At 56.6% G+C, this 26,740-nt stretch carries 23 protein-coding genes; 12 read left to right on the top strand and 11 right to left on the bottom strand.

Going from position 1 to position 26,740, the window contains the following annotated elements; genetic code table 11:
• Nucleotides 1-6: 6 nt before the first annotated feature.
• Together EDE09_RS08650 and EDE09_RS08645 are read right to left on the bottom strand one after the other, a co-directional pair.
• The gene (locus EDE09_RS08650) at nt 7-1,371 is read right to left on the bottom strand and encodes a sigma-54 dependent transcriptional regulator (RefSeq protein WP_132409770.1); all 1,365 of its coding nucleotides are present in this window, start codon (nt 1,369-1,371) and stop codon (nt 7-9) included.
• The gene (locus EDE09_RS08645; protein WP_245505097.1) at nt 1,368-3,212 is read right to left on the bottom strand and encodes a sensor histidine kinase; all 1,845 of its coding nucleotides are present in this window, start codon (nt 3,210-3,212) and stop codon (nt 1,368-1,370) included. The genes EDE09_RS08650 and EDE09_RS08645 overlap by 4 nt, the downstream gene beginning before the upstream one ends.
• 258 nt (nt 3,213-3,470) lie before the next feature.
• Here EDE09_RS08645 and EDE09_RS08640 point away from each other — a divergent pair, with 258 nt between their 5' ends.
• A complete protein-coding gene (locus EDE09_RS08640) occupies nt 3,471-4,799 on the top strand; it encodes a dicarboxylate/amino acid:cation symporter (RefSeq protein WP_132409766.1) in 1,329 nt (442 codons plus the stop codon).
• A 153-nt stretch (nt 4,800-4,952) separates the two neighbouring features.
• Here the strand turns inward: EDE09_RS08640 and EDE09_RS08635 are convergent, their stop codons facing one another.
• Nucleotides 4,953-5,738 (bottom strand): metallophosphoesterase family protein, encoded by a 786-nt coding sequence (locus EDE09_RS08635; RefSeq protein WP_132409764.1) that lies wholly within the window; start codon nt 5,736-5,738, stop codon nt 4,953-4,955.
• Nucleotides 5,739-6,251: 513 nt separating this feature from the next.
• Here EDE09_RS08635 and EDE09_RS08630 point away from each other — a divergent pair.
• The 3 genes from EDE09_RS08630 to EDE09_RS08620 all read left to right on the top strand — a co-directional run bounded on the left by EDE09_RS08630 (nt 6,252) and on the right by EDE09_RS08620 (nt 9,618).
• Nucleotides 6,252-6,722 carry a hypothetical protein gene (locus tag EDE09_RS08630; RefSeq protein ID WP_207914825.1) on the top strand — a complete coding sequence of 157 codons (471 nt, stop codon included), beginning with the start codon at nt 6,252-6,254 and terminating at the stop codon, nt 6,720-6,722.
• 157 nt (nt 6,723-6,879) lie between these two features.
• Nucleotides 6,880-8,724 carry a hypothetical protein gene (locus tag EDE09_RS08625; RefSeq protein WP_207914824.1) on the top strand — a complete coding sequence of 615 codons (1,845 nt, stop codon included), beginning with the start codon at nt 6,880-6,882 and terminating at the stop codon, nt 8,722-8,724.
• A 189-nt stretch (nt 8,725-8,913) separates the two neighbouring features.
• Nucleotides 8,914-9,618, top strand: coding sequence for a GntR family transcriptional regulator (locus EDE09_RS08620; protein ID WP_112801987.1), 705 nt, complete (start codon nt 8,914-8,916; stop codon nt 9,616-9,618).
• Nucleotides 9,619-9,625: 7 nt separating this feature from the next.
• Here EDE09_RS08620 and fabG read toward each other — a convergent pair whose 3' ends face one another.
• From fabG to EDE09_RS08600, 4 genes are all read right to left on the bottom strand, one after another.
• A complete protein-coding gene (gene fabG / locus EDE09_RS08615) occupies nt 9,626-10,402 on the bottom strand; it encodes a 3-oxoacyl-ACP reductase FabG (protein ID WP_132409758.1) in 777 nt (258 codons plus the stop codon).
• The gene (locus tag EDE09_RS08610; protein ID WP_132409756.1) at nt 10,399-12,108 is read right to left on the bottom strand and encodes an acetolactate synthase catalytic subunit; all 1,710 of its coding nucleotides are present in this window, start codon (nt 12,106-12,108) and stop codon (nt 10,399-10,401) included. The genes fabG and EDE09_RS08610 overlap by 4 nt, the downstream gene beginning before the upstream one ends.
• The gene (locus EDE09_RS08605) at nt 12,105-13,448 is read right to left on the bottom strand and encodes an aspartate aminotransferase family protein (RefSeq protein WP_132409754.1); all 1,344 of its coding nucleotides are present in this window, start codon (nt 13,446-13,448) and stop codon (nt 12,105-12,107) included. Before EDE09_RS08605 ends, EDE09_RS08610 begins: the two co-directional genes overlap by 4 nt.
• 99 nt (nt 13,449-13,547) lie before the next feature.
• Nucleotides 13,548-14,228, bottom strand: coding sequence for a GntR family transcriptional regulator (locus EDE09_RS08600; RefSeq protein WP_112801995.1), 681 nt, complete (start codon nt 14,226-14,228; stop codon nt 13,548-13,550).
• Between the two features lie 254 nt (nt 14,229-14,482).
• Between EDE09_RS08600 and EDE09_RS08595 the strand changes: the two genes are divergently transcribed.
• From EDE09_RS08595 to EDE09_RS08575, 5 genes are all read left to right on the top strand, one after another.
• Nucleotides 14,483-15,589 carry an ABC transporter ATP-binding protein gene (locus tag EDE09_RS08595; RefSeq protein WP_132409752.1) on the top strand — a complete coding sequence of 369 codons (1,107 nt, stop codon included), beginning with the start codon at nt 14,483-14,485 and terminating at the stop codon, nt 15,587-15,589.
• Nucleotides 15,586-16,494 carry an ABC transporter permease gene (locus tag EDE09_RS08590; RefSeq protein ID WP_165924140.1) on the top strand — a complete coding sequence of 303 codons (909 nt, stop codon included), beginning with the start codon at nt 15,586-15,588 and terminating at the stop codon, nt 16,492-16,494. The genes EDE09_RS08595 and EDE09_RS08590 overlap by 4 nt, the downstream gene beginning before the upstream one ends.
• Entirely contained in the window at nt 16,484-17,368 is an 885-nt protein-coding gene (locus EDE09_RS08585) for an ABC transporter permease (protein WP_105371957.1), read from the top strand. Before EDE09_RS08590 ends, EDE09_RS08585 begins: the two co-directional genes overlap by 11 nt.
• Before the next feature lie 108 nt (nt 17,369-17,476).
• Nucleotides 17,477-18,520: an ABC transporter substrate-binding protein gene (locus tag EDE09_RS08580; protein WP_245505096.1), complete on the top strand. Its 1,044-nt coding sequence runs from the start codon at nt 17,477-17,479 to the stop codon at nt 18,518-18,520.
• Nucleotides 18,501-20,078, top strand: coding sequence for a M81 family metallopeptidase (locus EDE09_RS08575; RefSeq protein ID WP_132409748.1), 1,578 nt, complete (start codon nt 18,501-18,503; stop codon nt 20,076-20,078). Before EDE09_RS08580 ends, EDE09_RS08575 begins: the two co-directional genes overlap by 20 nt.
• Nucleotides 20,079-20,380: 302 nt before the next feature.
• On the opposite strand, the gene EDE09_RS08570 is transcribed toward EDE09_RS08575, so the two are convergent.
• The 4 genes from EDE09_RS08570 to EDE09_RS08550 form a co-directional block, all read right to left on the bottom strand.
• Nucleotides 20,381-21,136, bottom strand: a complete 756-nt coding sequence (locus EDE09_RS08570; RefSeq protein WP_132409746.1) for an SDR family oxidoreductase — start codon at nt 21,134-21,136, stop codon at nt 20,381-20,383.
• A gap of 270 nt (nt 21,137-21,406) precedes the next feature.
• Nucleotides 21,407-21,592: a hypothetical protein gene (locus EDE09_RS08560; protein ID WP_112823799.1), complete on the bottom strand. Its 186-nt coding sequence runs from the start codon at nt 21,590-21,592 to the stop codon at nt 21,407-21,409.
• 26 nt (nt 21,593-21,618) lie between these two features.
• A complete protein-coding gene (locus tag EDE09_RS08555) occupies nt 21,619-22,149 on the bottom strand; it encodes a GNAT family N-acetyltransferase (protein WP_105371952.1) in 531 nt (176 codons plus the stop codon).
• A gap of 376 nt (nt 22,150-22,525) precedes the next feature.
• The gene (locus EDE09_RS08550) at nt 22,526-23,785 is read right to left on the bottom strand and encodes an aminotransferase class I/II-fold pyridoxal phosphate-dependent enzyme (RefSeq protein ID WP_132410097.1); all 1,260 of its coding nucleotides are present in this window, start codon (nt 23,783-23,785) and stop codon (nt 22,526-22,528) included.
• A gap of 417 nt (nt 23,786-24,202) precedes the next feature.
• Between EDE09_RS08550 and EDE09_RS08545 the strand changes: the two genes are divergently transcribed.
• From EDE09_RS08545 to EDE09_RS08535, 3 genes are all read left to right on the top strand, one after another.
• Nucleotides 24,203-24,673, top strand: a complete 471-nt coding sequence (locus tag EDE09_RS08545) for a helix-turn-helix domain-containing protein (RefSeq protein WP_105371949.1) — start codon at nt 24,203-24,205, stop codon at nt 24,671-24,673.
• 420 nt (nt 24,674-25,093) lie between these two features.
• Nucleotides 25,094-26,056, top strand: a complete 963-nt coding sequence (locus EDE09_RS08540) for an AraC family transcriptional regulator (protein WP_105371948.1) — start codon at nt 25,094-25,096, stop codon at nt 26,054-26,056.
• Nucleotides 26,057-26,280: 224 nt separating this feature from the next.
• Nucleotides 26,281-26,739: a (2Fe-2S)-binding protein gene (locus EDE09_RS08535; RefSeq protein ID WP_132409744.1), complete on the top strand. Its 459-nt coding sequence runs from the start codon at nt 26,281-26,283 to the stop codon at nt 26,737-26,739.
• The last annotated feature ends 1 nt before the right edge of the window (nt 26,740 follow it).

Here is a 26,740-nt window from a genome sequence, read left to right as displayed (position 1 = left end):
CTGATTCTAAAGCTGCCCGGATTTGGCTGCAAATCGGCTGCGGACGATGCCGTGGCGCTGGAGCTTATCGTAGAACGTCTTGCGTGGTATGCCGAGTTCCGCGATCGTACGGCGGACGTCGCCTCCATTGGAATCGAGCGCCTCCCGGATGATGTTGGCTTCATAGCGGTCCATCCGTTCGGGCAAGGGAAGCGTCTCGGCCGTTTCTGTCTCCAACAGAGGGAGCTTTGCCGGCAACTGCTCAACGCCAAGGATGAAGCGCTCTGCAAAATGTGACAGCTCGCGCACGTTGCCGGGCCAATCATGATCCCGCAAATGGCGATGAACGGCCGACGAGATCGCCGGAACCTCTCGTTTGAAGCGAGTAGCCGCACGCTCGGCAAAATGGCCAAAGAGGAGCGGAATGTCGTCGCGGCGCTCCCTAAGCGGCGGAATGGAGATCGTCACAACGTTGAGCCGGTAATAGAGATCCTCGCGAAAATCCCCACGCAGTTGCGGGTCTCCAAGATCCACCTTTGCGGCGGCGACAACGCGAAGGTCAACGGGCCGGACTTCATTGGTTCCGAGGGGCGTCACTTCCCGCATCTCCAGAACGCGCAGCATCTGTATCTGGGTCGAGGGTGGCATACTCTCGATTTCGTCCAGGAAAAGCGTGCCGCCGTTCGCATGCTCGATGCGTCCGACGCGCTTCTTCTGCGCTCCCGTAAAGGCGCCGGCTTCGTGGCCGAAGAGCTCGCTTTCCATGACCGTCTCAGGCAGAGCTCCGCAGTTGAGTGCAACGAAATTGCCGGACGCTCTACGGCTCCATCGATGCAGCAGGCTGGCGACGACTTCCTTGCCGCTGCCGGTTTCGCCCGTAACAAGCACGTCGACCTCGGTGTCGGCGATCTGCCGCAAAGTTCGACGCAGCCGCTCCATGGTCGGCGTCTGCCCGATCAGCGGCAGGTCGTCGCGTGCTTGATCGGCTGCCTGGCGCAAGACCCTGTTTTCCAAAACGAGGCGGCGCTTTTCTACCGCTCTTTTGACTGCTTGGACCAGCCTTTCGGTCGCAAACGGCTTGGTAATGAAGTCATAGGCGCCGTCCTGCATGGCATTCACGGCCATCGGAATATCGCCGTGGCCGGTGATCAGGATCACCGGCAGGTCCTCGTCTTCTTCCTGTACGCGCCTGAAGACCTGCAACCCGTCAATGTGGGGCATGCGTATGTCGGAAACGACCGCGCCTATGAGATCGCCGTCAAGAGCAGAAAGTGCTTCACTTGCCACCGAAAAGGCCGAAACCTTGAACCCCGCAAGCTCAAGTGTTTGTCTGGTGGCCCGCAGAAGGTCCCTGTCATCATCGATAAGAAAGATTGATAACGGATCGCTCATGCTTTTGCTCTCAAAAGGTAGACGGTAAAACAGCTGCCGTTGTCGTTGCTCGTAACATCGATCCGGCCGCCATAATCGGCAACGATATCCTTCGAAATCACGAGGCCGAGGCCCAAGCCTTTTTCCTTGGATGTATGGAACGGTGTGAATAGAGTGTCGAGAATTGTCGGTGGAATGCCGGGGCCATTGTCGGAAACAGCCACCGCGACAAGTTCGGACGTTTCTGCTACGGATATCTCCACCTTTGCGTCCGCGCGGTCGTCGAGCGCTTCAAGCGCATTCTGGAGGAGATTGATCAGGACCTGTTCCAGCCGGATCCGATTACCCAGCACCAGAAGGCCTGCCGGCGGCAATCGAACGTCAAGCGCATTTAGCTTTCCGGCAAATCTGCTCTTCAGCAAGACGATGGCACCTTCGATAATAGAGCGTAGCTCAACGGGCTCAGCCGCGGTCCTTCCCTTGCGCGCAAAGGCTTTCAATTCCTCGGTGATCGTGCCGATTCTTTCGGTGAGCTCGGCAATGACGCCAAGGTTTTCATCCGCCGGGCCTGGCTCTTTGCGCTGAAGGAAGACGCGGGCATTGTCTGCATAAGCGCGAATGGTGGCGACCGGCTGGTTGATTTCATGGGCGACGCCAGCTGCTACCTGGCCGAGGATAGCGAGCCGGTTTGCCTGAACGAGTTCCTGTTGCACGATTTGCAGCTTCGTTTCCGTATCACGATGATCGACAATTTCCGCCTGCAGGCGATCACGAGCGCGGCTTAGTTCCTCTGTCCGGGCGACAACCCGCCGCTCCAGTTCTTCGCGCATGGCCTGTTGGCTGGCTATCTTCATTAGCGAGACCTGCCGTCGTCTCAGCAAGAAAGCGGCGATTGCGAAAATGGGCAGCAAAAACGCCAATGAAAGAAGCCGCATCTCCCGCACGGCGGACGCGACCGGTAGTTCGGTCGGCACCAGGTATTCCAGCCGCCATGGCGTTGTCGGGACGACCGCGGATAGGTGGAGATACAGGGCTTCACCGCGACCAGGCAGTACGGCGGAAACGATCGATACGTCCGTATTGGTGGCTACCGCAGGCATGATGGGAAGCTGTGCCAGCGGCGCATCTCCAAACTGGAGACTGTTCCGAATGGAGGCGAGATCCTGTTGCTGTATTGGTCGTGTCGTCATGAAGCGCCAGGAAGGTATGCTCGTGATCAAAACGACTCCATGTTCGTCCGTGACGTAGACGGGCCGACTGGCGTCGCGCCAGTCATGTTCCAAGCGGTCGAATTCCATTTTGACGACCACGACGCCAAGAGGAGCCGCCGCGCTGCCAACCCTGCGGGAGATGTAAAGGCCGGGGCGTTTGCTGACGCTGCCAAGCGCGAAATGTTCGGCTGTGCCGTCCTCCATCGCGCGACGGAAATAGTCCCGGAACGCGTAGTCGTTGCCGACGAAGCTGATAGGTTCGCGCCAATTGCTTGAGGAGACTGCTATCCCATTCGGGCCAACGACATAGAGCACGGCGGCTTGCGTGCCGGCGACGAGGCGTTCCAGTTTGCGGTTCAAGCGATCGGCTGCGTCGCCATTTGCCGATGAGAGCGCATCGAGAACCTGTTGGTCCTCCGAAAGCAGAAGCGGCAGCGCGCGGGGGCGCTCTAGCACCGCCGTCAACAACGCGATTTTGAGATTGGCGTCGGTGCGGCCCTGGTTTCCCAGTGTCTCGATGGCGAAACGCCGGCCGTAGTATTCCCCTCCGGCGAGTGCTGCGGCGGTAAGGGTTGCAGATACGACCAGGAAGAAGAACCAGACCCGTCGCGTCTGCGAGTTGAGGTCCTTTGGCGTTTGGAAGCTCTGCATGGTGGATCGCTGATGCATGGCGGAGAATGTGCGTAATTTCGCACACGGGTCAAATGAATTTGTGCGAAAAGACGCGCAAATCGGGTTGCTTTCTTAAGCTAATCGGAAAAACATCAGGTAAAACAATATGTTGGCGATAGACCTCAGACTGGCACGCCGGTTGCAGAAGCTATGCATGCAGCCGCCGCAGGCTGTTGAATCGCCAGCTTATCTGCCCCGGGAGGCCGTCGTCGGTTGGGGGCTTTATGGAGGATTACCATGAGCATAGCAATTCCAGCCGCGTCAACGCGCGGCAAAGTTCCCGTCTATCGCCATCTCTATGTGCAGGTCATTTGCGCAATCTTCGCAGGCATCCTTTTGGGTCATTTCTATCCTGAGATCGGTACGACGCTGAAACCGCTGGGCGACGCATTTATCAAGCTCGTCAAGATGATTATTGCCCCAGTCATCTTTCTCACCGTCGCAACCGGCATAGCCGGCATGTCCGATCTCCAGAAGGTCGGACGCGTCGCGGGCAAGGCGATGATCTATTTCCTCTCCTTCTCCACCCTGGCGCTTGCCGTTGGTCTTCTCGTTGCAAACGTCATCCAACCAGGTGCCGGCATGCATATCGATGCGGCGAGCCTCGATGCCCAGGCGGTCGCGACTTATACTGCGAAAGCCCATGACGCAACGATCACCGGCTTCCTGATGAACGTCATCCCGACGACCATCGTCGGCGCTTTTGCTGATGGCGACATCCTGCAGGTTCTGTTCTTCTCGGTATTGTTTGGTATTGCTCTTGGGATGGTCGGTGACCGCGGCCGTCCGGTCGTGGATTTCCTGCAGGCTTTGACGACTCCGATCTTTCGCCTTGTGGCGATCCTGATGAAAGCTGCTCCAATCGGCGCTTTCGGCGCGATGGCCTTTACGATCGGCAAATACGGCATCGGTTCTATCGCCAACCTGGCCATGCTGATCGGCACCTTCTATCTGACCTCGCTATTTTTCGTGCTGGTCGTCCTTGGCGCGGTCGCCCGCTACAACGGGTTTTCGATCCTGGCGCTGATCCGCTACATCAAGGAAGAATTGCTTCTGGTTCTTGGCACGTCGTCGTCAGAGGCCGCCCTTCCTGGCCTCATGGCCAAGATGGAACAGGCCGGCTGCAAGCGCTCCGTTGTCGGTCTCGTCATTCCGACCGGCTATTCTTTCAACCTCGACGGCACCAATATCTACATGACGCTGGCAGCCCTGTTCATTGCTCAGGCAACGGATACGCCGCTCACCTTCTCTGATCAGGTCTTGCTGTTGCTGGTCGCGATGCTGAGTTCGAAAGGTGCAGCAGGGATTACCGGCGCGGGTTTCATCACGCTTGCTGCAACGCTGTCTGTGGTTCCCTCGGTTCCCGTCGCCGGCATGGCGCTCATCCTTGGTGTCGATCGCTTCATGTCGGAATGCCGCGCGCTGACGAATTTCGTCGGAAATGCCGTTGCCACGGTTGTCGTCGCGCGCTGGGAGAACGAGTTGGATCAAACAAAGTTTGCCGCGGCACTGGCGGGAGATTCGCTGGACGCTGCCGCCCTGCCGGCACTGCAGGCAGCGGAGTAAAAGCAAATATCCAGTGGAAGACCAATAGGCAAAAGCAGTCGCGCCCTCTAAGGGCGCGGCGTTTCCGAGTGGGGCGCCCGGCATGGTGACGCACAGGCCGAGCTCTCTTCGGTTGGGCCGCCATCGGTTGAAGCTCGCCCAAGCTTTCGAAGTCTAGAGAACCGTCGCTCGTCCGCCGTCGATTTTAAGGACGGTAAGGTTGCCGGTATAATAGGCGCCGGTGTCGATGCCAATTCTTCCGGGGCCAAGGTTCAGGGACGGGTGTGGCGTATGCCCGTGTACGACGAGAACCGGGAGTTTAGGCCCTTCGCTCAGGAAAGGATCGCGAATCCACAGCATGTCTTCGTCATCCTGTTCATCGAGCGGGACGCCGGGTCTGATCCCGGCATGAACAAAGAACAAGTCGGCGATTTTTAGACAGATGGGCAGATCGGCGAGAAATTGTCTGTGGCTGTCAGGCACAGCCTCCGTCAGCAGTTCACTCAGTTTTGCATTCCGATTTTTCTGCCGGACGCCCAAGTGGTGCAGGTCGACGCCGTAAGACAGCAAGGTCTGTTCGCCGCCTAAACCTAGCCATTCGGAATAAAGCTCGGGTTCATTCAGGAATTTGAGGAAGATGTCGTCGTGATTGCCGCACAGAGGAAGTCGTTTCAGCCCAAACTCGCTCGGCCTGATGAGATATTCCAGAACTTGGCTAGAGCTTGGACCGCGGTCAACATAATCGCCAAGCAGCACGATAGGGCCGGCCCGCTCGGTTGAGTTGATATCCGCTGCGATCTGCGCCTCGGCATTTTTTAGCTCTTTGAGGCATCCATGCACATCACCGATGACATAGATCGGATAGCTCGGGATGGCGCGGCCAAGATCGATCCGGCGGCGCTTGAGATTACCGACACTTGTGGAGCGACGTCCCGAAAACCAGTCTTTGAGTTTGCGCATTCTCGCTGCCGTCAGTCTTATTAAGGTCATCAACGATGACAATGGGAATTGGCGCCTAAGGGAGTCTTAAGAAGGATTTGCATGGGACTATCAGACCTATTGCAGGAAGACGATAAAGATCCTCGGAAACAGTGATTTCTCACGCGTTATAGCACTCCTTTGAGGAGGAGCCGCAGGCGGGGGATGCCCACTCTTCGATCTGCTGTTTTTTTAGGCATGAGTACTAACGGTCAATGTGAGCTGCATAATTGTTACGAATTTAGTATATATGTGTGAAGGATCGAATTTTTGAACGTCGCGATGTTGGAGTAAAAAAGTTATATAAATAAAGCATTTAGGATGTAGAAGTGGCAATGATAACTTGCGTCCGCGCCGTCTGTGGTCTTGACGTGATAACTATATAAGTTATTAATTCTCGAGTGGCGAGAATCCGCGCGAGCTTCGGTATCCGCCTCAGGCTGCTCGTATCTTCGCGAGGCCAAGTTGTTAAAGCCTAAGTTGCCAAGGTAGGTCATGATGGGACAGCGCGATAAGAGTACCACCGTTGCGGTCTGGATTGGACGGCATGAGTTGCAGATGATTAAGGAAGCTGCGGCTCAGGCGGGAATGACGGTTTCCAATTTCTGTAGAACGGCTGCTCTCGAATTCGGGGGGATCCAACCATTTTTCTCCGACGAGGATCGCTTGTTACTGCTCCATCTGCGTGACGAGTTGCGAGCTGAAGGTTTCAATCTTACCGGTGCATTGATTGCTCTTAACCGTGCCGAGCGCATTTCTGACTTGCCGTTGAAGAAGGAAATTTTGTCGATGCAGCGCGTAATCGCTGCGCTGTGCATTGAACTATCGGGATGCGCGAGAAAGGAAACGAGACAGCGGAGGACCACCTCATATGTGGACCAGCTTACATCACTTCGAGGAAGAGTGGCTCGCTCGGCGTCAGAGTCTTATTCTGGAACTGTCGACGAAACCACCATCTCTCGATGAGGAGTGGTGGCGGCGTGGAAGAGCGGGTTCGGCTGAGCCTCCGGCTGGGTTCGGAGCGGGGCCTCGTCGATCGGCGACTGGCAGCAAGGACCGCGGTCTTGAACTTGACATGCGGAAAAGGTTCGCGCGCCTTGCGACAGGCGCACAGCCTGCCGTTGTGAAGGTTTTGAGCTTCGGAGAAAGCTCCGGTGTCAAAAAGCTCGTAAAATATGTCTCGAGGGGTGGTGAGATTGCGATCGAGAACGAACGTGGCGAGAGATATGGCGGGCAGGACGCGCCGGCTGCCATCTACTCCGATTGGCGGCCCGTTCTTGGCAATCGCCACGCGAGCCGGGACATCGGGCTGTTCACCGTCGAGATTTCGTGGCGGTCTCCTGATCTCCGACTGCCGAGCGACAGTCAGGCTATCTTGAAATCTGTTTTCACTGACAGGCCGTTCGCATTCGCCGTGAGCCAGGCCGCTCATGCGACCAAGATCGAGGGCGTGGTCGTCCTCTATTCACCAACTCAAGGCCGTCTTGTCGCCACAGGGGATGATTACGATGCCGCAAAAGAGCGGTTGAAGAACGCGCTGGCGGAAAAGGCTGATGCGGTTGAACTTCGCATTACCGGTCAGGGGCATGGTGTTCGCTTTGGCACAGCACTGCTCCGGCGGCTTGTTGAAAGCCGCACGGGTCAAGTTCGTAACGATCGCGGGGAGTTTGTCGCAGACGTTAAAGCAGCCAAGTCGCTCGTCCAGCGTGAATGGCGCTCGCGCCTTCAAAGCCGGGGGCCTCGCGACACCATCCATGTCCTGGTTGCGGCTCCCCTCGGAACCGACGCGACGCGGTTCCAAGATGCAGTCCGAAATTTTCTGGCACATGAATTCAGGGGGCATCGGTATATTTTCGCCGTGCATGATCCGGAAAACGATCCGAGACCGCTACATGACGGAGGCAAAAGGCCCCACCCGCATGCTCATGCGGTGATCGCAACGCTCTCCGACTATGGGGATCGGCTTAAGGTTTGGATTTCGGATTTGGCGCGGTGGCGGACGCGATTTGCAGAAAATGCGCGTGCCAACGGTATCGACCTGGAAATGACCGAGCGCCGCGAAACGGCTTCTTCACCCGCTTATTCTCATAAGCAAGTTCGTCCTACCAACTACGTGGGACGCACCACGTTTGAGGGTACCAGTGCCGCGGGACAGCACCGATATGAAAACAAGCGGTGGGAGGTTCCGCATCTTTCGCGTTCGGATTACGGCCGACACAGTGAACTCGCAAGGCAGAATTGGCAGATGCTTGCTATTGAAGGCCGTACAGAAGCGGTTCGCCAATTTGCAATGCGCACTCTGGCTCGTTTTGAGGAGGCAGATCGACGGAACGGCCAACAGGCAGCATTCTTGCGAACTCCATCGCTCGGAGCCGAGGGGTTTCCCAGCGCAGCCGGCAAGCAATCAGGAAACGCAAAACCGGAAATTCAACACCGCTTTGAGCAGGAAGGATCGACGGTAAACAACGGACAGCAACGGGGGAGGTCGTCACCGGTCCCAAACCAACAGGGCCACGCCGATCCCCAGAGGCGACAGGAAAAGGAGGGGACAGACGTTCAAAACAAGCGGTCCGTTCGATCAGTTTCAAGCGCAGCGGCCTCATTGCTCGACGCGATCGGACGAGCACGTGAAACGAGGGTTTCTTTCCATTCCGACGACTATGACAGTGATGCCGCAAGATCGGACGCTAAACGCATGATTGAGGCAGGAATCTCCAGATTCGCCGAAATCCTGGGCGAAAAACGTGACTCTCCAAGAGAGGAGCCAAACGCTCCACGGCCCCCCCGCTCACCGGAGCAGGCGCGAGATGCTACTTCAATTCAAACTCGGGAGGATAGGGGCGGCGAGACAGAGCGGTCAGCTCGTGAAGGAAGTCCAGATGCGGCTGCAAGGATAAAGTCTCAAACTGTTGAAAGCGGCCGCGCTCCAAGTGAGCGCAAATTAAACCGCGATGACTACGAACGGTGAGGCGACGCTTTGGCTCCCCGTGAGCGGTTGTCGATCCTGATGGGTATCTCAGTCAGGCATCCAAATACCAATCATATATCGGCGATATCAGCTGGATATACCACGGCGGAAGAGCAGATCGTGCTAATCTACCACAGCGTGTATTTGGAATGACCTTGGACGGCATTCGATCAATGGCAGCTGCATATTATGAAATCGATTTCTGGAGATCCCTCATCGCCTGATAAAACAACGGACGCTTACACCCGGCTTAAGGCGGCTGTGATGAGTTATAGGTCGTTTCCCGGAACATTCTTTAACATTCGGACACTTGCCGAGAAAATGAAGGTGAGCCCGACGCCGATCCGGGAGGCGTTGATCAAGCTTGTGCATGAAGGAGTGATCGGCTTCGTTCCGGGTAGGGGCTATTACGTCAAACCGCTCGATCTCGATGATTTGCGCGCTGACTATGAATTGACATTCCTAATGCTTCGATTTGCGATCGAAAGAAGCGCCAACCCGTTCGACCCACATGATTTGCCTCTTCTTCCAGCAAATCATAGCCATATGCCGGACGAAGGTGATTTGGCCCGAGCCTGCGCCGCTTATGTGGAGAGTTTCTACGAACGGATTGCGCTCATGGGCGGCAATCTCCGTCTCGTGCATTCGGTGCGCCAATTCAATGACCGAGCTCGAGTTGTCCACCTCCTGGCGCTGAAGTCGATGCCCCGCCCACTTGACGTTCCATCGGATCTCAATAGGCTCGCTCACCTTTTGCAAAGTGGCTCGCGCAAGCAAGCGCTACGCATGCTTGAGCTACGATGTCAGGAAACGATGTCGATGCTCCCCGAACTTGTGAAAACCATTCATCTGCGCGCGCAACATGTTCCGACGCCTCTCGAGGAGCTCGTCTAGGCATCGTTCACAGGGGCACGAATTCTCCTCCATTGACGTCAATCACTGCGCCGTTCACGAAGCTGGCGCTATCGGAGGTGAGGAAATCAACGACCGCTGCAACTTCATCCGGGCGGCCTAAACGTCCAAGGGGTATGCGATGACGTGCGGCGGTGTTTTCCGGACTATCTGCGGGACCCGTCATATCGGTAAGAATGCGCCCGGGCGCAACTGTGTTGATGGTGACGCCTAGTGCGCTATATTCGCCCACCAGTGATCTAGCCAGACCGGCCAAAGCGGACTTTGACACTACGTAGCTCGTTCCCGCAATGCGCGGAAGGGTACGCGCCGCGACGGATCCAATAAAGACAATTCGGCCAAAACCAGCCGCTGACATGGCTGGCGCAGCAAGCTGGCAACATGCCATCGCTCCTGTCAGGTTGACCGCTAACGTGTCGTTCCATTCCTGCTGCGAAATACAACCAAATGCGGTCCTTTTACCATTTGATTTGGGCGACGATCCGGCGTTCAGGACAAGAACTTTGGGATGCTCCCAGAGCGACTTCACCTTGACGAAAAAGCGCTCCAGAGCGTCGAGGTTGCGGATGTCGACCTCCGCAGCGATGACGCGATCAGCGCCGAACGCCTCAACGAGAAGTCTACGGGCGTGGTCGACTTTTTCCCTATTTTGACTGAACACGGCGACGCGATGCCCGCTTCGCAGGAGCCGTTGTGCGCAGGCAAGGCCTATCCCTGTCGTTCCTCCCGTGACGACAGCGACGCGCAAAGGGTTGTCATCTGTCATGCCACATCCTCCAGATGGGCGAATAGCGACAAGGGCGGGAAGGCGTGGGGGCTCGTCATGACCTCGATCAATAGAGGCCCTTCATACGCAAAGGCCTGGTCGAGCGCGTCAATTAAAGCTGAATGTTCCGCGACACGCAAAGCGGTGCAGCCGCAGGCTTCGGCGATTTTTACATGGTCGACGGCGTTAAGGTGGCAGGCGCTGGTGAAGCGTCCAAACTTCACGGTCTCCGCGTGTTTTTGAAAGCCGAGGATCCCGTTGTTCAACACGATAATGATCACCGGCAGATTGCAACGCACCAGAGTTTCCATCTCGGCCCAGCTGTGGGCGAAGCCGCCGTCACCCGCGACGACGACAACAGGCTGTTCCGGCACCGCCGCCTTCGCGCCGATGGCGAGCGGGAGGCCCCAGCCGAGCCCGGCAAGTCCCCTTGGGCTGATGAACCGCATCCCGGCTTTAAGGCTGCGCAATTGGCCAACGATCCACATGGAGGAATAACTGGCATCCGCCACAACCGTTGTTTCCGGGGTCAATCGCTTTTGCAGTTCGATCATGACAAGTTCGGGACGAAGAGGCGATTGACGGGGATCGATGAGCGATCGGCGATCGTCCTCAAAACTTGCCCAGGCTGCCGCAATCGTGTCCTCTACTGGTTTGCGGTTGGCGTGGCGGATACTAAGATCGTGAGTTTCAAGAGCCGCACAAAGCGCCGAAAGTGTCTCGCCGGCGTCGCCGACCAGCCGGATCGCTTCATAGCTGCGTCCAATCTCCTGTGGGTCAACGTCCACATGAATGACAGTTGCGGCTTGAGGGATAAGCCGCCAGCTGTCGGTGCCATTCTGATTGGTACGAGTGCCCACCAGTAACACCAGATCCGCGTCGTCGATCAAAGCGCGGGAATGGCTGCCGAGGGATCTCGGACCGGTCATGGTGATGACGCCCGCCGAAAGAGGATGATTTTCGTCGACAGCGCCCTTGCCCATATTGGTGGTGAACACCGGGAGGCTGGCAAGTTCTTGAAGTCCGCCAAGCGCCGAAACGCCCTGACCGTTGTGGATGCCACCTCCCACGATTGCGACAGGCGAGCGTGCCGTTGCGATGCGTTCGGCAGCTTCATAAATCAGGGTGTCGGCCGGTCGGGTAATATCGATCGGTGAAGATCCGAGACTGGAGCTGCGGCTAAATAGTACAGGTGCTCCTGGCTCACGCAGGAGATCGGCGGGCAGAAGCAGCACGGCCGGCCCAGGGCGGCCGGAGGCGGCGGCAGTGAATGCCATGTCGATATAATCATCAATCCGCCCGGCAGTGATCACACGGCGCACCCATTTGGCGCAGGCCCGAAAGAGATCCAGGTGATCGAGTTCCTGAAATGCATTGCGATCGGCCTGATCGCGTTCGACGTCCTGGACGAGGGCAACGATTGGAACACTTGCCTTCATCGCTTCCGCAAGTGGTGGCACGAGCAGCGTTGCCGCCGGACCGTTCTGCGCCGCCACGACCGCCACCTTACCTATGCGGCGCGCGTAACCGTCAGCCATGGCACCCCCCATATTTTCCTGCCGGTAGGCGATTTGGCGGATCCCCATCGCTTCGGCCGCGAGGATAACCGCCGACGGGAGGCTCTGGGCGAAAATCGTTTCGACGCCGTGTCGTTTAAGCGCAAGTGCAATACGTTCGGCCACAGTGGGATTTGGTTCGCAATTCATAGGGTCAGTTCCTCGTAAGCCAGAGCATGCTCGAAGGTCTGGATGATCAGCTCGATTTCGGTATCGCCCATGGCCGTCGAGAGGCTAGCGGCAGCGGCAAAAGGCAGGATAATCCCATGTTTTTTGAAATGCCGCCCAAGCAGGCGCATGGTTTCGGCTTCGCTTTTTGAAAGATAGGCATCTCGATATTCTCGCGGTGCATCGGGCTTTGGGTGAAGGCGAAACAGTGATGCCGAGCCGGTGACGCTGAATGGCGCTTCGTATTTTGCGATCACCTGCCGCAGACGCGCACGCAGATGATCGCCAAGTCGCTCGAGCCGGTCGAATTGCTCGATCGTCATGGCCGTCATGCTGGCAAGACCGGCGACCATGGAAATTGGATTGGCAGAAAAAGTCCCGGCTTGTTGGAGCAAAGGCGGACCGCCGCTTCCGCCGAACACGGCCATGGCAGTCTTCGTTCCGCCGACTGCACCGATCGGAAATCCACCACCGATTATCTTGCCCATGCAAATCAAATCGGGATTGAGCCCGAAGCGGGCTGATGCACCATGATAACCCTGTCGCAAATTGAGAACTTCGTCGGCGATAACGAGAATTCCGTACTGTCTTGCTGTCTCAACGATAGCCGCAAGAAAACTGTCATCCGGCGCCAAAAGTCCAGCGCGACTTGGTACCGGATCGATCAAGATGCAGGCCAGTCGTTGGTGATTGGCCGCAATGCGGCGACGAGCCGCCGCAGCGTCGTTGAAACGAAGCAGAATAACGTCGTCCGTGACCGAGCGGGGCTGGCCGGCATAATTGGGAACCGTGATGGGCGCCTCGGGTGCCCCCCAAGTGTCGGGTGTCCCAGCTTGTCCGACCTCCGCCCAGTCATAGGCACCGTGGTAGGCGCCTTCAATCTTGGCGATCGCGGGACGACCGGTTGCCGCCCGCGCCGCCTTGATCGCAAACATCACGGCCTCAGTGCCGGTATTGACGAACCGGACCTGTTCGACAGCCGGGATTCTCTCGCACAAAAGTTCGGCGAGATTGATCTCGTGTAACGTGGGATTGGAAAAGCAGCTGCCGTCTTTGAGCACGCGGCGGGCGACCTCGATGACTGGCTCAAATGCATGGCCGTGGATGAGCGTGGTAAAGTTGTTGTTGAGATCGAGATATTTACTGCCGTCGACGTCGTAGAGATAGGCGCCTCGGCCCCAACCCACGTAGTCGGGGAAGGGGTCGCGATCGACCGTGGCGCGATTGACGCCATCGGGGATAACGATGCATGCCCGTTCGAAAAGTCCCTTAGAGATCTCCGTAAGGCTCGCTTGCTGTGGGGCTGGTGTTCGTATCGGCATAGGCTCCTCCGCGCCGGCGGTAAGCCAGCAATACGTAAAGGAAGCCAGATTTTCAATTTTGATGCAACAAAAAATTGCGAGCTTAGGTTGTTTTTGTGGTTACTGCTCGGAAATGGCCCGCCGCAACTGGCGGTAGCCGTCGCGGATATCGGCTTCGATGGCGGCGCGCACCTCGGCTGGTTCGCCGTTTTGAAGACCTTCCATCGCGGCGCGATGATTAGTCACTCCTGACCTGGAAATCGCAAAGTCTGGATAAAGATGGTGGAGGGTTGCGCCTATGCGCAGCCACAGTTGCTCAATCGTTGAGATCAGGATCGGCATGTTCGAGCAGCCGTAGAGGAGGAAGTGGAACTCCTTGTTGGCCCATAGGGCATCTGTATAGGCGTGCTTGTCCAGCGCTGAGTTGATACGGTTTTGGGCCTCTTCGAGTTGAAAAAGGATCTCCGGTGAGGCCTTTGCCGCACCCTTTTCTGCTGCCAAGCCCTCAAGTGCAAGCCGCATTTCCGTGACCTCTCGCAATTGCGAAAGTGTCAGGTTTGGAACGACGACTGTTTTGGGGCCGGCGTAGACCAGCGCGTGTTGGATCGCCAGGCGATTCAGTGCGTCGCGGGCGGGTGTGCTGGACAAGCCAAACTCTTGGGCGATCTTCCTCACCGTGAGTTTTTCGCCCGGTCGGAACGAGCCGCGAAGCAACTTTTCCTTGAGGACTGCATAGGCCTGATCCCCTAAGGCGGCGCCTTTTCCCGATGTCTCGTCTCGCGGATCGTGGTTCTGGCTCATACTTTTCCTGCCCTTCTCGGTTTGCCGAAACAATTTTGTTGCATCAAAGTCTATTATGATGTATTTTTAAGAAATCGTAGAGAATTAAGTCTTCTACTATCGCGATAATTCGAATGATCTTGTAGTAAAAAAATCAATCTACGGAATATACCAAATATATATGCCGTATAATTTGAAAGGTGCACAAAGAATATTCTTTGGTGGTCGCTCTAAGGCTTTCTGATCCTAAATTTATCGTGAGGAGGAGGTTGAACATGAAAGGTGAAGCGGTAACGCTTGAAGAAATTGATAAAAGCTTTGCTAAGACCGCGGTCGTTCGCAACGTCTCGATTGCCGTCCAGGCAGGCGAGTTCTTGTCGCTGCTTGGTCCATCAGGTTCTGGGAAAACAACCCTGCTAATGATGATCGCAGGATTTGAGACACCCAGTCGCGGGCGCATCAGTGTCGGGGCGCGGGATATCACCTTTGAAGCTCCAAACAAACGCGACGTGGGCATGGTGTTCCAAAGATATGCGCTGTTCCCACACATGACGGTAGCGCAGAACATCGCTTTTCCACTGCGAATGCGCCGCTTTGGTAAAGCGGAGGCTCGCGATCGTGTTGACGCGATGCTGGCCACGGTACAGCTAGAGGGGTTTGCCAACCGTTTGCCGCAGCAATTGTCGGGCGGACAGCAGCAGCGGGTCGCGCTCGCAAGAGCCCTGGTCGCCGAGCCGCCGGTCCTGTTGATGGACGAGCCCTTAAGCGCCCTTGACAAGAAGCTGCGTGAAACCCTGCAGATCGAGATCAAGCGGATCCAAAAACGTCTCGCCGTCACGGTCGTCTACGTCACCCATGATCAGGAGGAGGCGCTGACAATGTCGGATCGCATAGCGGTTATGGCGGAGGGTGAATTGATGCAGATCGGCGCTCCGGCCGACCTCTATCACCGGCCGACCAATGCATTCGTTGCCGGTTTCATCGGCAAGATGAATTTCCTCGACGGTGAATATCTTGGTCAAGATGGCGGTGAGGCGGTGGTCCGCCTTACCCAAACAGCGACGATAAAGGGCCCGGTTTCCATCGCACCTGCGGCTGTCGGTCAGCGTTTGACCGTTGCCATTCGTCCCGAGGATTTAAACGTCACGCCACGCGAAGGTTCATCGTCGCAGGGCTTAGCAGGCACAGTTGAAGCGGCCCTCTTTGTGGGGGCGGTCTATATCGTCTTGGTTGCGATTGAGGAACGTCCCGGCAAGGTCTTTGAGGCACGGTTGCCAGCCGCCGGCGGGGCGCAGCCATTCGTTGCGGGCGACCGAGTGAACATCACCTTTGAACCGCATGCGCTGCGGGTCTTTGTCAATCAAAAAAGGCAAGCGGCATGACGACACGAATGCGCATCGGAAAATTTGCTGGGCGGGCTGCTGCATCCATGACCAGCAGTCCATCATGGCGCCAATATCCTCTCGGCGTGTCGGTATTTTTAATCGCGCCGCTCTGCTTGCTACTCGGTTTCGGATTTGTCTATCCGGTGGGGCGCCTGTTGGGCCAAAGCTTCTTTGCGCCGGAATTCGGGCTGGACAACTATCGCCGCCTTCTCGAAACACCACTTTATATGCGCGTACTGGCCCGAACGGTCTTCGTTGCCTTGGTAGTAATGTCGGCAAGCCTGGTCCTCGGTTATCCGGTGGCATTGGCCATGGCAAGGCTGAGGCGCGGTCTTTCAAACCTGGTCATGGCCTGTGTATTGCTGCCGCTTTGGACCTCGGCATTGGTGCGCTCCTATGCGTGGATCGTGATCCTGCAACGGCGCGGTCTGGTCAACGACGTGCTTTTGGCATCGGGCGTGATCTCCCAACCGATCAAGCTCATATATACCGAAGGTGCCGTCATCCTGGCAATGACGCATGTGCTCGTGCCCTTCATGATCCTGCCGGTCTTCGGAGCGATCCGGGCAATCCAGCCGGAATTGGTACAGGCGGCGCGAAATCTCGGAGCGGGCAAGACGACGGTATTTGCAAAAGTCCTCCTCCCGCTCAGTCTGCCCGGTATCTTCGCCGGCTGCCTCATGACCTTCATCCTTGCCCTTGGCTTTTACGTGACGCCGGCTCTCGTCGGTGGTCCAAGCAGCCTCCTGATGGCAACCCTAATCGGCCAGCAGACAACAGAGACGCTCGATTGGGGATTTGCCGGCGCGCTTTCCACCGTCCTGCTTTGCGTTACCCTTTTGATCGTTCTCTTGTTCCGCAAAGCACTTTCTTACAATAGGGGGATTTCCAATGTCGCCTGACGCGGAGTTCGCGCTTGCAACGCGCCAAGTGGAAGAGGGTGGTGAGGGCCTTTTGCTGCTGCCTCGCCGCCGCCGGTCGCTTTCAAACTTCCTCACTTCGACGGTTGCAGGCTTTTTTCTGTTCCTCATTCTGCTCTTCCTGGTTTTGCCGATCATTGTCATTTTTCCCATGTCGTTTGGCAGCGCCAGCTATCTTGAGTTTCCTCCGCGCGGCCTGACGCTGAACTGGTATCGGCAATATCTGTCGGATCCGGACTGGCGCGCCGCCACCTTTTTCAGCGTCAAGATTGCGCTGGCGACGACCTTCTCGGCGACGATGGTCGGCACGCTTGCCGCCATCGCCTTCGCAAGGGGCAAGTTTTTGGGAAAAAGCCTGTTTCAGGCCTTGACGCTAAGCCCGATGATCATTCCCCACATCGTCATCGCGGTGGCCGTGTTTATCGCTTTTTCGCCGCTCAATCTGTCCGGTAATTTCTTCGGTTTTTTGATCGCCCATACAATGCTTGCGGTGCCCTATGTCGTGCTGACGGTGGTTGCCGCCCTTGAGCGTTTCGACACGACCCTCGAGCTTGCAGCTCTCAATTGCGGCGCCGGTCGCATCCGCGCCTTCTTCTCAGTTGTCTTGCCCAATATCCGGGTCGGCGTTGCCAGCGGAGCCGTATTTGCGTTCCTGGCTTCCTTCGACGAGGCGACGGTTGCGTTCTTCCTGTCCGGCGTCGAAGGAAAGACCATTACCCGAAAAATGTTCGAGGACATCGACTTTAATCTGACGCCAGTCATCGCTGCGGTGTCGGTGGTACTCACCGTCATATCGCTGATCGTGATGGGCGTATTGCAGGCCTTCAACCGCGCTACCGTCTCAGCACAGCGCTGAGCACAAAGATCATCAACAGCATAAACCAAAGGGGGCATTCCAATGTCTATTGTGCCTGTTCATTTGTGCAGATCGAACAACCAAGCTATCTCGGCGCCTCGAGCGCAATTGAATTTTGCCACGTGCTTGCTTGCTTTCTCCATTGCTGCGGCTAACCCCTCGTTCGCGGACCAGCAGATCGTGATTGCCACCACCGGCGGCACCTGGGAACGCCAGATGCGGGAGCATTTCTTTGACCCCTTCACCAAAGAAACCGGCATCAAGGTCGTGACGGTCTCCGGCACGGGGGCGGAAAATGTCGCCCGCGTCAAGGCGATGGTGGCGACCGGCAAGATCGAATGGGATCTTTATCAGGCAGGCGAGATACAAGCCGCCTCGGACCTGCACCGGACCCTCAACGAAGACATGACGGCGTTTTGCGCCGACTATCTGGCTGACAAAGATCTGCTTCCAGATGCCTGCAACCGGTCTGGCGTGCTGTCTGGCTACGGCACGACATTAATGGTCTATAACACGGAGAGTTTTCCCAAAGGTGGACCTTCGAACTGGAGGGACTTTTTCGATGTCGAGCGATATCCAGGTCCAAGGGCCCTACCGAATTTCAACGATCCCTGGCGGGTCATGGCAGCAGCGCTACTTGCCGACGGTGTCGAGCCAAAAGTCCTCTTTCCGCTGGATGTCGATCGGGCCCTGAAGAAGCTTAATGACCTGAGGCCGCATGTCGGGCTTTGGTGGAAGACCGGCGATCAGTCGACGCAAGGGTTCAGGACCGGCGAATATGTGATCGGGCAAATCTGGCAGACCCGTGCGGCGGCTTTGAAGCAGGAAGGCCAGCCGCTCGCCTGGCGCCAAGACCAGGCGTTTTTGGTCGGGGACCGATGGGCATTGATCAAGAATGCACCCAATCGCGATAACGCGATCCGTTTTCTTCGCTATTTCCTCGATCATCCAGATGCACAAGCCAAGGTGTGTGAGGCGCTGGTCTGCACGCCTGCTCGTAATTCTGCGGCGATGGCCATGGGGGAGGCGGCACGCGCCATGGTTCCGACGTCGCCGGAAGTGTTCGACCGGCTGATCAAGCCGGATGCGGAATGGATCAATGCCAATACCCAGCTTTTGATCGAGCGCTGGAATGAATGGAACCAACAATAGTTTTCATTTGGCTACCTATGGGAGGTATATGATGACAGGTGGACCTTTTTGCATCGCTGTCGGTCGGTTCTATCACGAGTCCAATCGGCTTAACCCGCAACCGGCTGCACAAGAGCAGTTTGAGATCGAGCGGGGCGGGGCCGTTTTGAACGCTTCCGGTTCAACCTTGGCCGGAATTGTGAGCGAACTTCAGGGCGAGGCGATCGTCCAGCCGACAGTCTCCGTCGCCGCGCCGCCGAGCGGCTTGATCGACCATGAGTTTTACGAACAGGTCGCCCAGGAGTTTTTGGACGAGATCGAAAAACTGAAGCCTGATGCGGTGGTCCTCGACCTGCATGGCGCTGCTGCCACGAGTCGGCTTGCCGACCTAGAAGGGGATCTCCTTTCGAGGTTGCGGGCGTTGGTTGGGCCGGCGGTGCCAATCGGTATTGGTCTCGACCTCCATGCGCATCTTACCGATGCGATGCTACGCAGCACCGATATCTGCATTGCCTGCAAGGAAAATCCGCATTCCGATGTGGTAGAATGCGGCGCCAAGGTTGCAAAGCTTGTGCTTGAGGTTCTTCGGGGTTCGCTGTCACCCGTCACCACCAGTATTCGCGTGCCAATGATCTTGCCCGGGGCTGGCGAAACCGCCTCCGGGCCGCTTGGGGAAATCCATGCAAAAGCGAGAGCGATCCAGAAGGTCTTGCCTGAGATCATCGATCTGTCGATCTACAATGTCTTTCGTTACGCAGACGATCGCCATATCGGCCAGGTCATTACGGTGATGACGAATGGACCCCGACCCGTTGCAGCGAAGATCGCAAGCGATCTGGCCGCAGACTTTTGGCAATACCGGGAACGGTTCAAGGATGACCTATTGTCGGTTGACGCTGCTTTCTTAAGGATTCGCGATCACGCGCAAGCAAGGCCTTATGTCATGGCGGATATGGGCGACCGTATTCTTGCCGGCGCTCCAGGCGATAGCGTAATTTTGCTGTCGGCTGCACTCGACCAGTTCACCGATCTCAAGGGCGCGTTGACGATCACCGATCCGGATAACGCCAGGACTGCCGTCGCTGCCGGGATGGGGGCTACGGTAACTTTGGAGGTCGGAGGGCAAATCACACCGGGCTTTGTTCCGCGCCAGGTGACGGGAAAGGTGATCCATGTCAGCGATGGCACCTTCACTCTGGCTGGTCCGTTTCATGGCGGCGAGGCCAGTTCGCTCGGTGACACGGCTGTCCTGTTGATCGAGGAACGGATATTCCTGGTTTTAACCAGCAAACCGGCCTTCAGCCATGATCCGGCAGTCTTCACCAGCCAAGGGATTGACATCGGCGCCATGGATTTTGTGGTTGTCAAATCCGGATACCATTTCACGATGAACTTTGCCGGTATCGCAACGCCGCTGCTCGTCGAAACACCGGGAGTGGGCTACTACAAGAAGGGTATCTTTTCATATGAAAAGTCTCGCTTTTGGCCCGAGCATGAAGTCGATTCATCTAAGATCACTGCGGTAGTTTACGCTGGTGTCAGGGCGATGACCGACAACAAATGCCAAGCCGTTGCTTAGCAGTATGAGCGCTCCATCCTGAGGGAGAATAGATCCTCCACGGTGATCCGCCGTATATCCTGGCGCAGACGCCAATGGCTAAGGAGATTGAAAATATGGCGCCTTGGTCCACGCAAGAGGGAAAGCCACGGCCAGCGATCGTCATCCGTCAGTGGTTGGCCACGGCTCATTTGGGCGACGATTTTCGATGAGCGCAGGCCGTCACCATCGTGATAGGACGCGCTTAGCCGCTCGGCGAGCGCAGCACCCACGACGGATTGCCCGAACCGGCGACGCCCGTGAGGACGATACGTCGCGGCAGCTCAAAGCGAAGCTGTGATGCCGCCGTCGACGTAAAGCACGTGTCCGTTCACAAAGGAGGACGCGCCGGAGGACAAGAAGATGCAAGCGCCGACCAATTCTTCCACCTTGCCCCAGCGGCCGGCTGGCGTGCGCTTTTCGAGCCATGTGGAAAAGGCCGGATCAGCCACGAGCGCGGCGTTCAATGGCGTATCGAAATAGCCAGGCGCGATCGCATTGCATTGCAGGCCGTATTTCGCCCAATCCGTCGCCATACCCTTGGTAAGGTTGCCGACGGCGCCTTTGGTCGCGGCATAGGGGGCAATGCCGGGACGGGCAAGTGCGGTCTGCACGCTCGCAATGTTGATGATCTTGCCCGCCCCGCGCTTGATCATGTGGCGTGCAACGGCTTGGCCGACATGAAAGACGGTCGAGATATTCGTTTTTAAGAGGCGCTCGAAGGCATCTGCGGGAAAATCCTCCAGCGGTGTCCGGTGCTGCATCCCGGCATTGTTGACGAGGATGTCGATCGCCCCGACTTGCGCCTCGAAAGTGTCGATAGCTGCGCGCACGGCCTGGTGATCGGTGGCGTCAAAAGCGAGTATATGCTTTGCTCCCAGCTTTTCGGCGGCCGCCTCTAACTTAGCCTGGTCTCGACTATTCAAAACGATCTCCGCACCGGCCCCCGCCAGACCGCGCGCCAAGGCAAAGCCGATGCCCTGTGAGGAGCCAGTGACAAGCGCGCGTTTGCCCTTTAGATCAAAAAGTTCAGTGCTCATCTTTTCCTCCCGAAGCGGTTCGTTGCTTCGTATATCAACTGAAGTCGATCTGGGTTTTGATCGATTGTCCCTTGTGAGGCCATCTCGAAGGCTTTGCGCGTATCCGGTAGTGGCAAGGTATGGGTCATCAACGGATTGACATCGATCAGGCTGCCCCGCATCAAACGGATCGTGGTTGCAAATTCTTCGTGGAAATGCGCAGATCCGGTTCCTTGGCAGTAATGGCTATCATTGCAAGCTCATGTCACCGCCGAGACACGCGCGGGCCGTTTAGTCTTCATCGGCGCGCTGATTGCCCACGAAATCGGCGAACGCGCGGGTAAACTGATCCTCGATCTGCTCGACGGAAAGCGAGGCGTTCCGCACATTACGATTAAACCAGAGCTTATAGGCCGCAAGACGAGCCGGTAACGCGTCTCTGGCTTGGTCGGGATTGCGGCCACAAAACGCCTCCAAGGCTAATTTCTATAGCAGCGATCCACTCAATGTGGGGAAGGCAGAGAGGTGTCGGAGCGCTTCATCTCGTAAAATCGGAAAGTTACGCCCCGATGTTCGGTCATGCCGCGATAGGAAAAGCCAAGTGCCGTTGTCATCTTCTGGGAGCGGATGTTTTCCGGTCGAATAACGGAGACGAGCCTATCGATCGGAAGACGTTCGAACGCATAGGCGACGATTGGTCTTAGAGCCTCTAGCGCAATCTTCTTGCCGGAACTGAACCCAAAGAGGCAGCAGCCGATCTCGATATCGTGTTCATCATAGTGTCTGAGACCTGCCCGCCCGACAAAGGTGAGGTCGCCATTGGCTTGGCGCTGGTAAAGCATCCAAAAGCCGTAGCCGTACCGCCGCCATTCATCGAGATAAAGCGCAAGCCTTGCGTCGGATTGTTCGCGGCTCAGCGGCTTGCCCTGCATGATCAACTCCACCACCAGCGGATCGCAATGCAGTCGATAAAGCGCATCGCCGTCGCGCGCGCTAACTGGCCGCATGAACAGCCTTTCTGTTTCCAGATTCATCACGCTCTCTCCATCGCTATCCAGCGTTACCTTAGCGTTTCAGTGATCGCAGCACCGTTTCGAAAATTTCGCCAAGATGTGAAATGTCGGTCTCCGTCATCGCAGTGGAGAGTGCTCCAAGACCGATCGGCGACAACAACACTCCGTTTTGGCGCATTCGGATGACAACTGATTTCAGTCGCGGATCGCGCGCTGACCCAAAAGTGTCGGCGTAACTCGAAATCTGTTCAGAGCCGATAAAGAGGCGGAAAAGCGATCCTTGGCCGGTGATCGCGCCTTGGGTGCGGGCTTTCGAAGTTTGATGCGCGGGTATTGCCGCCCGGCATGACATCCAGCGCTTGCAAATATGCGGCTCGTGAACGTTCAACCGACATCGTTAGGGCTCCTTACCTTGCGGCAGGACCTCAATGAGCGCACGGCAGAGACTTGCGATCTCTTCCTGGGTATGGCTTGCCGTTACGCAAACCCGCAGACCCGCCTCACCTTGCGGTACCGTCGGAAAGAAGATTGCGGAGGTGTAAAAGCCTCGATCGATCAGCTTTCGAGCCGTGCTGATCGCGCTTGCCTCATCGCCGATCCTGATGGTGCGGATGGGAAGCGGCAGGCCCCGCTGAGGTGTCTCAAATAGCCGGTCGAACTGCTCAATTCGTTCGCCAAGGGCAATCTGGCGGTGCAAGAGGTCAACCCTGCGATGCAGTCTTGCTGAGGCAAGTGCAGCGCCGAGACCGGCCACGTTGAGGGAGGCGGAAAACGCATGTGCTATCGCAAATTGGCGGAAGAGTTTTTCATGGTTCTCGCTACCAAACATCAAAAGACCGCCTGACGCGCCAAAACCCTTACCGAGAGAGGCGGCGATGATCGTCCGATCGCCTAGAGCACCTGGAATTTGCGAACGTGCAAAACCCTCTCCCTGGCGGCCAAAGAGCGAGATGCCATGCGCATCGTCGATGTAAAGGAAAAGCCCATATTTCTGTTGAAGGGATAGAAGCTGATCAAGAGGTGCTGCGCCACCCATGGAATAGACACCATCACAAATATATGCAGCGAGGGGATTTTGTCTGCAGATCTCCTCGAGGGTGGAAACGTCATTGTGGTCGATCGTGACAACGGCGGTTTCTGCGCCAAGCGTTGCCTTATGAAAGGCGAGCGTTGCATGCGCGAAGCGGTCAAAGACGATGACCGGTTTCTGTTCTTTTGTGAGATGGCCCGATGCAAGAAGCGGAAGTGCGCTCATATTGGCCGCAAGAACGCTCGAATAGACAATCACGGAAGCCCCAAACAGATCGGCGAGATCCTCCTCAAGCGTCGTCGATAATGCGAAATTGAGACGCGTACGGGCGCAAGACCAATGCAGGCAGCGATAGTCTTTTACGGCGTCGATTGCGCCAGCGGCGATTTCTGGATGGTTGTCTAGACCGAGATAGGAGCAACGAACGAAATCCAGGAGACTGCGAGCACCAGAGTTAAGATCAACAGAAACGTGCCTTTTCTCCAAAGGTCTGGCAGACAATCCCATCACTTCTGTTTGGTAGGCGAGATCAAAATGCGGGCGGGCCTTGTCGATCATTGCACGGGTGTTGCGTGTGGCTGTGATGGAGACAGCAGCGGCCCCCTTATGAATTGAATTTATGGCCATTTTACCCTCCAGATCAACTGTAACGAGCATAGGGGGCGAAGCTAGACGGAGAAAGTGATATCTTTTATATCATCTTGATATATCTATCGAATATCCTCTGTTTAGTTCGGCATGTTTTGGGACGAAGAGCTTCCTTGTTCTTTCGACAGTCAAAAAATCGAGAATTTTATGCTCGTAATGCTTGCATTGGAAATCTGATAGTGTATAAGAATATTGAGCAGCCATGCTGCTTGGGGCTTCGAATCCCCATAGGTCGGTCCGTGCCACCGGAAGGCAACACTCCTCTATGGTCGGGGAGCCTGCGGCGTATAAAACAGGCTTAGCCGAAGGCCGCAGGGGCTGAATCTATCGGCATTCGAACTCCCCGATCACCAGGTTTTCTAACCAGCGGGCGAAACGTCCGCCCTGGAGGAGTTCATGACGCATGCAGTCGTTCGCCGAGCCCTATCATTGCAAGCAGGGGAAAAAACCGTCGATCAGTTGGTTGGCCAGCAAATCCGACTCCGCCGCACCCATTGCGGTTTGACGCAGACAGGGCTCGGAAAGCGGCTGGGGGTTTCATTTCAACAGGTGCAGAAATATGAGACCGGCGCCAATCGGGTCAATTCCTCGACCCTTTATGAAATGAGCCTCATTTTGAAAGTTCCCGTCGAATTCTTCTTCAGTGCGCTGCCAAATCCAATGCGCGAGGGAGCCGAAATGGGGCCTGAATGGGCAGGAAGGCTTGCCTATATCTCGACGCCCGAGGGGCAGCACCTTGTGGATGCCTTCCAGGATCTGCCGATACCGGTTCGCGCCAGTATTTTGGGGATGGTGCGAACCCTGGCAAGAGTGGGAGGCCTGGCGGCGGATGAACTGACGCGTCCAGCCGCCGAATCTGTTGCCTGACAGAAGTTTTTATTAGCTGTTCTTAAGACTTGTCGCGATTGCTGGCTGATGCCTATCGCGGCGCGATCGAACCTGGGAAAGGCCATTCCTCGTCAGCAACGAACTTGCCTAAAACCCACTTCAATGTCCTTGAATAGTCCAGCAGATTGTACAGGAAAAAGTCAGGACCAAGCGGCCAACTCGGTCTTCGTGGCGAAACATCGGTTGAGCCCAATGGGGCTCGCTGACGGTACATATAAATAGGTCCGGAACACTGACGGTGGCGGTCGCTGGGCCTCCGCATCGTTGGCGAATCCGCACTACCGCCACATAGGCACTGTGTGGGCGCAGTCATCATTGCCTGATACTGTTGAAATCAAACCGATATGATAATGTGGCGACGGCTCTTTCTGCTCAGCGATAGTTGGAAATAAAGGTTTGATGGAGAAAATTTTGCGCGACCAAGACGAATTTCAAGCTCAAGCGAGCGCAATTCGCATCCGCATCCTTGATGTCCTGGCGCAATTGCCGTGGGATGGCCTCAGGTTCAAGCATGAAATTCCAGGGCTTTCGCTCTATAGCGTCGTTGAGCCCGTCGGGCCTTTTTTCACTTTGTATGAGCCCAGTCTCTCGATCATCATCAAAGGAAGCAAGCGCGTCAGCGTCGGGGATAAAACGCTTGTCTACGACGAGTCCTGTTTCTTCCTAACCCCCATCGGTCTGCCGATGACAGGTCAGATCTGCGAAGCGAGCAAGTCGGAGCCGTATGTGGCCGCCATGCTGCGCCTGGATCTTGAGGCACTTCGGCGCCTGATCGTGAACTACGAATTGCATCCGCCAGTTTCATCTGACCGTGACCAAGACCGCGGCGTCGTGGTGGGTCGGGCCACGCCGGAACTGTTCGACGCCTTCTTGCGCTTGATTTCGCTTGCGAATTCGCCTGACGACATGCCCTTCATGGCAGCACACATCCAAGATGAGATCTTCTACCGACTGCTGACCAGCGAACAGGGGGCCAGGCTGCGCCGTTATGCACTTGCCGGAACGAATAGCAATCGGGTGGCGAAGGCGGTCGCCTGGCTAAAGGAGAATTACGTTCTGCCGCTTCGCCTCGACGAACTGGCGGAGATTGCAAATATGGGCGTGTCCACGCTGCATCATCATTTCCGGGCGATGACGGCCATGAGCCCGCTGCAATTCCAGAAGCATCTGCGGCTGCATCATGCGCGGGAACTGATGCTGTCAGGATCCCTCGATGCGGCGACAGCCGCGCTCAGGGTCGGCTACGAGAGCCCGACTCAATTCAACCGGGAATACCGGCGAATGTTCGGTCACCCGCCGCTACGTGACGTCAAGGCAATCCTCAATTCGGATCAGCCGAACAGGCGCAACTCCGTCGGTTAGAGCGATCGGCGATCGGATGAAGCGATCCGGGCCGCCTGTAATGAAACGGGTAAAATAAACAGAACGTGACTGATCACGACAGGATTGAGCAATAATCAGGCAGGATCGAACCTATCGGCAGTGAGCGTCGTCTTTTAAGTTTGCGGCGCAAATGACGAAATCGGAAGGTCGAAACCGGTCGGGTTGGCGCGAAATTCCGCCCGTCGCAACGTAGGAAGAACGCCATGGTGACTTTAACGATCAACGGCAAAGAACATAAAATCGATGCCGAAGCGGATATGCCGCTGCTCTGGGCGATCCGCGATCTAGTCGGGTTGACGGGAACGAAATTCGGCTGCGGGATGGCGCAATGTGGCGCCTGCACCGTTCTTCTAGACGGCGCGCCGGTGCGTTCCTGTCAGACATTGGTCAGTGATATCGACAACGCAAAGGTGACGACCATCGAGGGGCTTGCGGGCAAAGTGGCGGAAACTGTGCAGACCGTCTGGGCCGATCTCGACGTACCCCAGTGCGGTTACTGTCAGTCTGGCCAAATCATCTCGGCCACCGATTTACTTACCAACACTCCAAAGCCGACCGATGATGATATCGACGCTGCTATGGCGGGCAATCTCTGTCGTTGCGCCACCTATCACCGAATCCGTGCCGGGATTCACGAAGCTGCCAAGCGCTTGGAGGCCTGAA

The organism is Neorhizobium sp. S3-V5DH (genome assembly GCF_004343065.1).
Taxonomy (GTDB): domain Bacteria; phylum Pseudomonadota; class Alphaproteobacteria; order Rhizobiales; family Rhizobiaceae; genus Neorhizobium; species Neorhizobium huautlense.
Note: the sequence above shows the minus strand (reverse complement) of the source record. Positions and strands in the feature narration are given on the sequence as shown.